At 69.6% G+C, this 9,691-nt stretch carries 13 protein-coding genes and 1 pseudogene; 10 read left to right on the top strand and 4 right to left on the bottom strand.

All coding sequences use genetic code 11. From position 1 onward, the window contains the following. Positions 1-380: 380 nt before the first annotated feature. A complete protein-coding gene (locus ABT116_RS35305; RefSeq protein WP_351642491.1) occupies positions 381-764 on the bottom strand; it encodes an RICIN domain-containing protein in 384 nt (127 codons plus the stop codon). Positions 765-812: 48 nt separating this feature from the next. On the opposite strand from ABT116_RS35305, the pseudogene ABT116_RS35300 reads away from it, so the two are divergent. From ABT116_RS35300 to ABT116_RS35290, 3 genes and pseudogenes are all read left to right on the top strand, one after another. After that, positions 813-884, top strand: a pseudogene (locus tag ABT116_RS35300) (hypothetical protein); the annotation flags it as partial. A 44-nt stretch (positions 885-928) separates the two neighbouring features. Then, positions 929-1,093 carry an RICIN domain-containing protein gene (locus ABT116_RS35295; RefSeq protein WP_351642487.1) on the top strand — a complete coding sequence of 55 codons (165 nt, stop codon included), beginning with the start codon at positions 929-931 and terminating at the stop codon, positions 1,091-1,093. A 139-nt stretch (positions 1,094-1,232) separates the two neighbouring features. Next, on the top strand, positions 1,233-1,604 hold the full coding sequence (locus ABT116_RS35290) for a hypothetical protein (protein WP_351642498.1): 372 nt from the start codon (positions 1,233-1,235) through the stop codon (positions 1,602-1,604). Positions 1,605-1,666: 62 nt separating this feature from the next. Here ABT116_RS35290 and ABT116_RS35285 read toward each other — a convergent pair whose 3' ends face one another. Beyond that, positions 1,667-2,863, bottom strand: coding sequence for a cytochrome P450 (locus tag ABT116_RS35285; RefSeq protein WP_351642481.1), 1,197 nt, complete (start codon positions 2,861-2,863; stop codon positions 1,667-1,669). A 155-nt stretch (positions 2,864-3,018) separates the two neighbouring features. On the opposite strand from ABT116_RS35285, the gene ABT116_RS35280 reads away from it, so the two are divergent. Next, positions 3,019-4,524, top strand: a complete 1,506-nt coding sequence (locus ABT116_RS35280) for an FAD-dependent monooxygenase (protein WP_351642475.1) — start codon at positions 3,019-3,021, stop codon at positions 4,522-4,524. Between the two features lie 61 nt (positions 4,525-4,585). On the opposite strand, the gene ABT116_RS35275 is transcribed toward ABT116_RS35280, so the two are convergent. After that, positions 4,586-4,753, bottom strand: a complete 168-nt coding sequence (locus ABT116_RS35275) for a hypothetical protein (protein ID WP_351642470.1) — start codon at positions 4,751-4,753, stop codon at positions 4,586-4,588. A 282-nt stretch (positions 4,754-5,035) separates the two neighbouring features. On the opposite strand from ABT116_RS35275, the gene ABT116_RS35270 reads away from it, so the two are divergent. From ABT116_RS35270 to ABT116_RS35255, 4 genes are all read left to right on the top strand, one after another. Continuing rightward, positions 5,036-5,671: a hypothetical protein gene (locus tag ABT116_RS35270; RefSeq protein ID WP_351642465.1), complete on the top strand. Its 636-nt coding sequence runs from the start codon at positions 5,036-5,038 to the stop codon at positions 5,669-5,671. 216 nt (positions 5,672-5,887) lie between these two features. Continuing rightward, the gene (locus tag ABT116_RS35265) at positions 5,888-6,409 is read left to right on the top strand and encodes a GNAT family N-acetyltransferase (protein WP_351642461.1); all 522 of its coding nucleotides are present in this window, start codon (positions 5,888-5,890) and stop codon (positions 6,407-6,409) included. Then, entirely contained in the window at positions 6,399-6,986 is a 588-nt protein-coding gene (locus tag ABT116_RS35260) for a 3'-5' exonuclease (protein WP_351642456.1), read from the top strand. Before ABT116_RS35265 ends, ABT116_RS35260 begins: the two co-directional genes overlap by 11 nt. Positions 6,987-7,056: 70 nt before the next feature. After that, the gene (locus ABT116_RS35255; protein WP_351642451.1) at positions 7,057-7,212 is read left to right on the top strand and encodes a hypothetical protein; all 156 of its coding nucleotides are present in this window, start codon (positions 7,057-7,059) and stop codon (positions 7,210-7,212) included. Positions 7,213-7,575: 363 nt separating this feature from the next. Here ABT116_RS35255 and ABT116_RS35250 read toward each other — a convergent pair whose 3' ends face one another. After that, complete coding sequence (locus ABT116_RS35250) at positions 7,576-8,502, bottom strand: MmyB family transcriptional regulator (protein ID WP_351642446.1); 927 nt, start codon at positions 8,500-8,502, stop codon at positions 7,576-7,578. Positions 8,503-8,944: 442 nt separating this feature from the next. On the opposite strand from ABT116_RS35250, the gene ABT116_RS35245 reads away from it, so the two are divergent. Then, positions 8,945-9,319, top strand: a complete 375-nt coding sequence (locus ABT116_RS35245) for a carboxymuconolactone decarboxylase family protein (RefSeq protein ID WP_502983988.1) — start codon at positions 8,945-8,947, stop codon at positions 9,317-9,319. Next, a partial coding sequence (locus ABT116_RS35240) for a helix-turn-helix domain-containing protein (protein ID WP_351642437.1) occupies positions 9,316-9,691 on the top strand: 376 nt, incomplete at its 3' end. The genes ABT116_RS35245 and ABT116_RS35240, both read left to right, overlap by 4 nt.

Raw genomic sequence — 9,691 nt, 5'->3', positions numbered from 1 at the left:
GGCTCGCCGGTCGCCCGATCCCCCGGGGGGTGGGTTGGGGGGGGGGGGGGGCACGGCCTGCGCGCCCCGGGCGCCGAACTGGCCTCGGGGGGGGGGGGGGGCTGCCACCCCGGGGGGGGCCGCGAGGAACTGACGTCTGTTCGTCCGACTCGACATGCGCGTCCCTGCGACGAAGGGGAAGGGGGGTGTGCGCTCGGAGACGAGGTTCCGGAGCGCCCTGGTGCCAGGGACGAAGGTCAACCATGCGACCCGCTCATGTCAACGGGTGTGCACGTGATTGATGGGATGGATAGTGCGAGCAGCCGGATTCCGGTCAAGGAATCCACAATTCCAGCCCGCACTCATCCCATCAATCACGCGTCTTCAGACGTGTCGATCCGTCAGACGGTGCGGCGCTGGAACTGCTGGTTGGCGGCGGTGGCACTGCAGGTCCACTGGATGAGGCGGGCGCCGTTGGCCGTGGAGCCGTTCGCGACGTCCAGGCACAAGCCGCTGTCCCGGGACTTGAGGTGGTACGAGCCGTTGGCTTGGTCCTCGAGGAGCCACTGCTGGTTCGTGCCGGTGGTGCACCGGTACTGCTGCACGTAGGCGCTAGGGTCGTTGGAGCCGTTGGCCACGTCGAGGCACTTGCCGCTGTGCTCGGCGATGATCTGGACGTAGCCGCTGTCGGTGGCCTTCAGGCGCCACTGCTGGTTGAGGCCGCCGTTGCAGTCGTACTGCACGACGTCATAGCCGTCCGCGGCCGAGTTGTCCTTGACATCCAGTGGCCCTACGGCGGCGGCACCAACCAGCAGTGGACCCTGCTGCCCAACATGGACGGCTCCTTCCGGCTGCGCAACGTCAAGAGCACCAAGCTCCTGCAGAGCCCCAACTCCACCCAGGGCGCGACCCTCACCCAAGGACCCGACACCGGCACGGACAACCAGTGGTGGAAGCTGGCCCCCCCACCACAAGCGGCTACTACCGGCTCGTCAACGCCCGCACCGGATGGTGCGCCGACGTCGCCGACGGCTCCACCGACGACCGCACCGACATCATCCAATGGCCCATCGCCGGCGGAGACAACCAGGAGTGGCGGATTGCCGGCGTCTGACCGGCGGCGCAGGGGCCGGGCCGTTCGCTCGCAAGGCGCGCAGCGATCACCCTGGCCCCGCGGTCGGCCGATGGTCACAGTCGGGTCCTCCCAGGTCCTGGGAGGTGTCGAACGCGTCATTCCGTGGTGCAGTCATGTCATGGCCCCACCGCTCACGGACGACCAGGACGCTCTCGCGCCTCCCCGGCGCGAGCGTCCCTCCCGGCTGATCGACGTCGCCGTCGCCCTGCTGCTCCTGGTCGCGGACGCGGTCATCGTCGTCGTCGCCGTCGTGCTGCTCGTCGCGGTCGGCATGGGCAGGGTGCCCTCGCCGGACTCCCCTCCGACCGCGCACTCCCCCGACACCCCGGTCCTGGCGTGGCTCGTCATCTGGGGCGTTCCGGCGGTGGCGGCAGCCGGCGCCGTCGTGCACGCCCGCCTGAGGATGCCCGTCACCGCCGTTGTGCAAGGCCTGTTCACGCTTGCCAGCCTGTTCCTGGCCTTCGTGTGGACGCGCATGCTGCTGTCGTGAGGAGTTGCGGGCCTGAGCCGATGCGCCCCGAGGTCGTGGCAGGACGGCCTGGCCGTGAAGTCTCACCACGTCACGGGCAACTCCAGGGGGAAGCGCCGGATGGTCCGGGTGTCCCAGCGCACGGCCTCGGCGGGAACCGCCAGGCGCAGGCCGGGCAGGCGGGTGAACAGGACCCCGATCGCGGTGCTGAGTTCCGCGACCGCGAGCGTGCTGGCGATGCAGTGATGGTTGCCCCAGCCGAACGTCATGTGGGGATGGGACGAACGGTCGACGTCCAGTGCGTCAGGGTCCGCAAACACCGCCGGGTCCCGGTTGGCCGCCAGATAGGAGACGTGGACGAAGTCACCCGCGCGGATCAGCACTCCCTCCACTTTCACGTCCTCCAGGGCGATGCGCGGGATGCCGACGCCCTTGCGGAAAGGGATGTGCCGCAGGAGTTCGTCCAGCAGCCGGGGCAGCTGCTCGGGGCTGCGCCTCAGCAGATCCAGCAGCTCGGGGCGGGTGAGCAGGGTGAAGGCGATGTTGCTGATCTGACAGGTCGCCGTGTCGTTGCCGCTGAGGATGAGCGTCAGTGCCAGGACGGCCAGCTCGTCGTCGCTCAGGAGCTCCTCCCCCTGCTCGCAGGCCGCCATGGTGTTGATGAGGTCACCACCCCCTGCCACCCGGCGTTCGGCGACGAGCGCCGTGAAGTAGGCGCGCAGGAACTGCTTGGCCTCGGCCGCCGCCTGCCTGGCTTCCGGGGCGGTCGTGAGCATCTGCTGGGTATGGCGCAGCATGAGCGGCCGGTCCGCGGCGGGGACGTCCAGCAAGGCGCAGATGGTGTGGTTGGGCAGCTGCGCGGACAGACCGAGGGCCAGGTCGGCCGGGGGGCCGTGCTCGATCATCTCGTCCACGAGACGGTGGGCCACTTGTTCGATCGCCGGCGTCATGCGCTTCACGCTGCTCTGTGTGAAGGCCCGGGCGGCGGCATGACGGAGTCGGGTGCTGCGCGGCGGGTCCATGACGTTGAGCGACTCCGGGGAGACGATCGGCTCGGGAGTCATCCGGGGGTAGTCACGGCCGACGATGCCGGCCCGGCTGAACCTCGGGTCGGTCGTCACCTGACGTACGCCGTCGAAGCTGGTGACCAGCCACGCGTCGGCCTCGCCGTAGGGCAGTCGGATACGGCTGACCGGGCCGTCGGCCATGAGCTGCAGGAGTGACGGGTCGAAGGCCAGTTGCTCGCTGAAGTCGAAGGGGCAGACGGCGACGTGAGCCATGTGTACTCCTGAACGCGTGCGGCGGTGCGGCCATGTGGGCGGAACCGGGCGGGCCCGGGGCACTGCCGCCCGGCCCACGGGGACATTTCGCATAGTGCGGCAGAGCGCCGCTCCATGCACCCAGTGCCGGGTCAAACGGCAGAAAGCGGGGAGACGTGCCCGATCCGACCCCTCAGACACCGCAACAGCCGGCCGTGGACGTGCTGGTCGTCGGCGGCGGCCCCACCGGTCTCACCCTCGCCTGCGACCTGGCCAGGCGTGGTGTGCATACCCATGTCATCGAGGCCGGCGACCAGCTCCTCCCCGGGTCGCGCGGCAAGAGCCTGCAGTCACGCACGCTGGAGGCCTTCGACGACCTCGGTGTAGCCGAGGCACTCAGGGCCGCCGGCGCCCCCTTCCCGCCCATGCAGACCTGGCGCGACGGCGAGCGCCAGGGAGAGTGGCAGCTGATCCAGCCGGACCCCGAGGCGCCGGTGTCACGGCACCCGCGGCCGTGGCTGGTCCCTCAGTGGCGTACGCAGGACATCCTGCGCGATCGGCTGCTCGACCTGGGCGGGACGCTGGAGTGCGGCGCCCGGCTCACCTCCCTCATCCAGACGGACACGCACGTGACGGCCGAGGTGACGCACTCCGACGGTGGCCGTCACCAGGTGTCGGCGCTCTACCTGGTGGGCGCCGACGGCAGCCACAGCACGGTGCGTGAATCCCTGGGCATCGCCATGAAGGGTGAGGAGAGCGGGCTGCGCTCGGCCGTGGTGGCGGACGTACGCGTCGAGGGACTGGATCGCGATCACTGGCACATCTGGCCCGACCCTGCGGGTGAACTGCTGCTGTGCCCGCTGCCCGGAACCACCCACTTCCAGTTGAACGCCAAGATCACCGGTGAGGAGTTCACCGCGACGCCCGAGACCGTGCGCGGTCTGATCGCCGCTCGTACCCATGTGCCCTCCGACGCCGTCACGGACGTGCGGTGGTTCTCGTTCTACCGGCCTCGTACCGCGATGGCCGAACGCTTCCGTCACGGGCGCGTCTTCCTCGCCGGGGACGCCGCGCATGTGCACCCGCCCGGTGGTGGCCAGGGGCTGAACATCGGCGTGCAGGATGCCTACAACCTCGGCTGGAAGCTGGGCCAGGTCATCGTCCGCCATGCCCCGGACACGCTGCTGGACAGTTACGAGGCCGAGCGCCGGGCCGCCGCGGCGGACACGCTGGACCTCAGCAGCCGCCTGTACCGGGCCGGCCGCAAACCTCAGGACGCCGACGAGCAGGCACGCTACCGGGGGCGGGTCTGCCACCTGCTGTCGGTGCATTACCGCGACAGTGAGCTCTCGACCGATGCGCGGGAGCGCCGTTCTCCGACCGGGTTCCAGGCCGGCGACCGCGCGCCCGACCTCCCGTGCGTCACCACCGAGGGCCCCTGCCGGAGCCTCTTCGACCTGTTGAGAGGACCGGACTTCACCTTGCTCGCGGTGAACTGTGCTCCGCCCCCCGAGGCAGCGGGCCTGCGTACCCACCAGGTGACCGGCGGGCCGCTCGCCCAGGAACTGGGCACCGGGCTGTTCCTCGTCCGCCCCGATCACCACATCGGCCTGGCTGCCGACAGCCCTGAACACCTCAGCCTCTACCTGGCGCGCGTCGGACTGACGGGCACCGAGGTGTAGCCACCCCAGGGTTGGCGCAGGTCCGGTGGCGAGACGTCACCGGACCTGCTGGAGCGTGAGGTCAGCGTCGGCGGGCCCAGCCGGCACCGACACCGGCCACCTGCAGACCCAGGCACATCAATCCCAGCAACATGACGTTCGTCGAAGAGAACACATCGTTGGTGCTGATCTCAGCCACGTTGATCAGAAACGCCAGGAAGAACAACACTGCCGCGACTATGCCGAGCATGACGAGCTCCTCTCGAAGGGGATGCAGCCCGTATGCCCCGCCTTCTCGCCCGCAGACACCGGGATGTTCGCCCGCCTGTGCGGGCGCCGATGAAGTCTTCTGGAAACCGCAACTCCCCCCCGGGGGTCAACTCGTCCTGTGCATGGTCCCGTTGGCACCGAACATGGCACACCGGAGGCTGACTGCGAGTAAATGGACGCTGCTCATCGGGAACAAGCACCTGCTGTTGTCCGTACCATCTCCCACCAGGACAACATGCGGTACACAGGAAGGGTCACTGCCATGCCCGAGACAGCAACTCCCGCCACCGAACTGGCATCCCAGTACATCGCCCAGGTGACAGGCGACCTTGACGCGAACCTCAAGGAACAGGAACGCATCACCGCGGACATCGCCTCCCTGCAGGAGCAGCTCGCCGCTCTGCAGCATGACCACAGCGTGCTGGTCAGCATGCAGCAGGCACTCGGCATCACGCAGGCGCAGACCGGGTCCGCGGTCGAGTCCAAGAGCGCCACCGTGCCTTCCCCGCGGCGGAAGAAGGCCGGCGCCGCGGCCGGCGCGAAGCCGAAGGCACGCAAGTCGACTGCCACCCCCGCGAAGAAGGCAGCCCGGAAGTCCGCTGCCAAGACGACGGACTCCGCACAGTCCGCCGAGCTGACCCTGGTCGAGCTCATTCGCCGCCACCTCGCCGAGCAGAAGGAGCCGCGCTCCGCCGCCGAGATCTCCACGGCGCTCGGCCAGGCCCACCCCGGCCGCGACATCTCGCCCAAGGTCGTACGCGTCACCCTCGAAGGCCTCGTGGCCAAGAGCGGGGCCGAGCGCTCCAAGCAGGGCAGGTCCGTCTTCTACAGCGCGCCTGCGCAGAGCGGGAAGACTGCACCCGAAACCGGGGCACAGCCCGAGCCCACGGACAGCTGACGGCAGGAGGCACTGGCCCGGCCCCGGCCGACGGAGCCGTCTGCTGGGGCGGGTGCGGTGCAACCCATGGCGGGCGGTGCTCGTCGCCGACGCCGCTCAAGGACATGAGCCGTGTTCCGTGGCATGAGTTGACGGTTTCACGGGCTGTGCAACGGGGGCTGCTGGGCGCTGATCCGACGCCTGCTGGTGAGCGCCTCTTGCGGTAGGTTGCCCACCATGACCGAACTCGGGCCCCTGGACTGGCCGCCGGCCCCCTTACGGACCGAGCGGCTCGTGCTCCGCGCGTCCGAGGCACGGGACCGAGCGGCGTTCATCGAGCTGTTCGCGTCGCCGAAGGTGGGCACGTACGTCGGTGGCGCCCGACCGCGTGCTGAGCTCGAGCGTGCGGTGCCCGAGATGCCCGGGCGTCGCTCCGGCCTTTTCGTGATCGATCTCGACGGGGCGATGATCGGCATGGTCACGCTTGATCGGCGTGGCGCGGAGTGCCCAGGTCACGTCCGGCCGGAGGCCGAGGAGGCCGAACTCGGTTACATGCTGCTGCCGCAAGCCTGGGGATGCGGCTACGCCGCCGAGGCGTGCACGGCGGTGCTCGGGTGGTTCGCCGACGCGCATCCCGGCGAGCCGGTGGTGCTCTGCACCCAGACCGCCAACGAAGGGCACGTTCCTGGTTCAGGGCATGTGGAAATCGAGGTGCCGGAACCGGGCACGCATCCCTACCCTCGGCCCCATGCGCCATGAATCCACCCTGCTGAACGTCATCGATGTGGAAGCCACCTGCTGGGATGGACAGCCGCCGCCCGGCTCGGTGAACGAGATCATCGAGATCGGTCTCACCGTCGTGGACGTGTCGGCACGGCGCCGCGTGTCCCGGCACCGTCTCCTGGTCCGCCCCGTCCGTTCGGCAGTGAGCACCTTCTGCACCGCACTGACCGGACTGACACAGGCCGAGGTGGAACGGGGCGTCACCTTCGCCGAGGCATGCCGAATCCTCGTCGAGGAACACGAGGCCGGGGAGCGTCCCTGGGCGAGCTGGGGTGAATACGACCGTCGGCAGTTCGCTCGACAGAGTCAGGCCGACGGGGTGGCCTACCCGTTCGGCCATCCGACGGAACGTGCCCACACCAACGCCAAAGCGGTATTCGCCACGGCGTACGGGCTGCGCAGGAAACCCGGCATGGGTCATGCTCTGCAGATCGCCGGACTGCCGCTCGAGGGACGCCATCACCGCGGCGAGGACGACGCCTGGAACATCGCGGCACTCGTCCTCGATCTGTTGGGACGCGGGGCATGGCCGGTCACGGCCACAGTCGTCTGAAGAGGGTCCGTCGAATCACAACTTGAGGTCCAGTTGCCGGGTCACTCGGCCGAGCTGGTGGAAAGCCCGCGTGGCGCGTGCCGAACTCATCGACGAGCAGGGCGAACGCCGCCCGGCCGAACGCGGCGCCTCACCACAGGTGCAGGAAGCTCCGGACGTCGTCGTACCCGTCGAGGGCCCGACCGTCCACGTCCGAGGGGTCGGCCTCGGCACGCGCCGCCAGTGACTCCACAAGGGCGAGGGCTTCATCGCTGAGACGCCCGAAACGTCGAGCGGTGTGTCCCAGGCACAGGCCTGCCAGCCCGAGCAACGGGCTACCCGGCACAGCCCTTGTCCCGACCTGCACGCACCAGTGCTCGACGAACTCCACGTCATCGTCGTTCAACGCGCTTCCGACCAGGACACTCGCGGCCTCACCCTCGGCCCCGCGGTCACGCAGAGCCCGCTCCAACGTCTCGACCACGACCTCGTGAGGCAGCGCAGGAGGGTTCTCGAAGCTCCGATGAGAGTGCACCCCGCGAGAGTACGTGCCCCGCGCCATTGGCACACTCCCAGGGCAACACCGAGGCGGATGTCGCCTGATGCGGCACTAGTGGGCGGAGGCTTCCGCCGCGACCCGGGCATCGGCCGGCTGCGCGTGTCCGGGGGCTGCCGGTTCCGGTCGGGTGTCCGGGGACTCCAGGCGGAGCATGGCCGCCTCGTCCGGGGTGCCGGGGGCCGCCTGGTAGACGATCATGCGCTGGCCGCCCGTCCGGGCCAGTCGCATGACCTCGTAGGTCAGGGTCATCGGGCCGGCCTTGGGGTGCCGGAACGACTTCTGGCCGCCGCCGCGTTCGCAGACGTCGTATCGCTCCCAGAGGCGTGCGAACTGCGGTGACTTCAGCATCAGTTCGCCGACGAGTGTGGTGAGCTCGGGGTTGTCCGGGTCGGCCCCGCCGACTGCCCGCAGATGCGCGACCGACAGGGCGACGGTCTCCTCCCAGGGCTCGTAGAGCGTCCGGCCGACCGGGTGGAGGAAGACGTAGCGCGTCAGGTTCCGCTGGTCCTCGGGCCAGTCCCAGAGCCCGGGCATCAGCCGTCGGCCGGGCGGGTTCGCGGCCAGGACGCGGTTGTACCGGCTCACCACATAGGCGGGCAGCGGTCGCACCGACTCCAGCATCCGCAGCACCGAGTCGCGCACGTCGTGGTCCGCGCAGGCCGGCAGCTCGGAGACGCGGCCGGAGGCCAGCTCGGCGAGCTCGTGCAGGCGCTCGAAGCCGTCGCCGCGCAGCCGGAGGGTGCGGCCGAGGGCGTCCACGACGGCAGGAGAGGGGTTGGTCTCCCGGCCGCGCTCCAGGCGGATGTAGTAGTCGACGCTCACTCCGGCCAGCGCGGCCAGCTCCTCGCGGCGCAGTCCGGGAGTGCGGCGCAGGCCCGCGCCGGCCGGGAGACCGACATCCTCCGGGCGTACCTGCGCTCTGCGGGCCTTCAGGTACCGGCCGAGCTCCGTGCCCCTCGCATCCGCTGCTGCTGTCATCCGGTCATTGTCGCAGGCGGTCAAGAGGCGTGGGGGGCCGTGTCAGGGCCAGGAACGCCACACCCGGGGCAGAGTGCGGCCTGTTGGGGGCCGCGGGCCTGGCGGAGAGTTGGTGTCGGAGCGGGTGGCCCGGCCGCCGGAGCCCAGGGGGTGCGCGACACCGGACCGCGGCTCCCGGTGCGCCGCGGCCGCCCGCCCGGCCGTCCCTGCCACCAACCCCCTTCCGCAGCCGTTCTCGCGATTTCCGGAGCTCACCATGCCGGCCACCCCTCCCCTGCCCTCTTCCACCACCCCCGGTCCCCGGCACGACGCAGAGCCACCGGCACCCGGGCCGGGGCAACGTACGCCGGGCCGGGCCCGATCAGTCGTGCCGTCCTCCGAGACCGCCGCCGCGCCGCGGCGAGGCGGCGCCGCCCTGGTCGCCTCGCTTCTCGGCTTCACCGTGATCACCATCGACGTCTCGGCCGTGAACATAGCGCTGCCCTCGATCCGGAGCTCCCTCGACAGCGGAATGTCCGGACTGCAGTGGGTCGTCGACGCCTACACCCTGATGTTCGCGGCCCTGATGCTCTCGGCAGGCGACCACACCCGCAGGCTCCTCACTCTCGCGATCCTCACCGCCGTCGGCAACGAACACGAACTCGACATGCATATTCGCGCTGCACTGCGTGCCGGGATCGATCCCGACGAACTCGTGGAAGTATTTCTCCATACCGCGGTCTATGCGGGTGTGCCGAACAGCAACTTGGCTTTTGCGCTGGGAAAGCAAGCTCTCGCGGACCTCTCGGCCGAACCTGAGGAGAACGAGACAACATGAGCGAGAACAGCAGCGAGCAGTCGCCGGGACCGTCCCCGGACTACGTGCAGTCGCTGGCCCGTGGGCTTTCCGTCATCAAGGCTTTCGACGGTGAGCACCCGCGTCGTACCCTCAGCGAGGTTGCCAGGCACACCGATCTCACGCGTGCGACTGCTCGCCGCTTCCTGCTCACACTCGTCGAACTCGAATACGTACGTACGGACGGTTCGGTGTTCTGGTTGACGCCGCGAGTCCTCGAACTCGGCTACAGCTACCTCTCCAGTCTGTCCCTTCCCGAGATCGCCGGGCCGCATCTGGAAGCCTTGTCCACCAAGGTCCGTGAATCCACCTCCGTGTCGATCCTCGACGGCGACGACGTCGTGTACGTGGCCC

This window comes from Streptomyces sp. NPDC002130 (assembly GCF_040296465.1).
In the GTDB taxonomy this organism is placed as follows: domain Bacteria; phylum Actinomycetota; class Actinomycetes; order Streptomycetales; family Streptomycetaceae; genus Streptomyces.
The sequence above is the reverse complement of the archived record's forward strand: the minus strand, read 5'-3'. Positions and strand labels throughout refer to the sequence as shown.

What these genes read in the sequence shown, in the direction of transcription:
- ABT116_RS35250 (WP_351642446.1), bottom strand. Translation starts at nt 8,502, where the DNA reads ATGACAGCAGCAGCGGATGCGAGGGGCACGGAGCTCGGCCGGTACCTG.
- ABT116_RS35260 (WP_351642456.1), top strand. Translation starts at nt 6,399, where the DNA reads ATGCGCCATGAATCCACCCTGCTGAACGTCATCGATGTGGAAGCCACC.
- ABT116_RS35265 (WP_351642461.1), top strand. Translation starts at nt 5,888, where the DNA reads ATGACCGAACTCGGGCCCCTGGACTGGCCGCCGGCCCCCTTACGGACC.
- ABT116_RS35290 (WP_351642498.1), top strand. Translation starts at nt 1,233, where the DNA reads ATGGCCCCACCGCTCACGGACGACCAGGACGCTCTCGCGCCTCCCCGG.
- ABT116_RS35275 (WP_351642470.1), bottom strand. Translation starts at nt 4,753, where the DNA reads ATGCTCGGCATAGTCGCGGCAGTGTTGTTCTTCCTGGCGTTTCTGATC.
- ABT116_RS35270 (WP_351642465.1), top strand. Translation starts at nt 5,036, where the DNA reads ATGCCCGAGACAGCAACTCCCGCCACCGAACTGGCATCCCAGTACATC.
- ABT116_RS35285 (WP_351642481.1), bottom strand. Translation starts at nt 2,863, where the DNA reads ATGGCTCACGTCGCCGTCTGCCCCTTCGACTTCAGCGAGCAACTGGCC.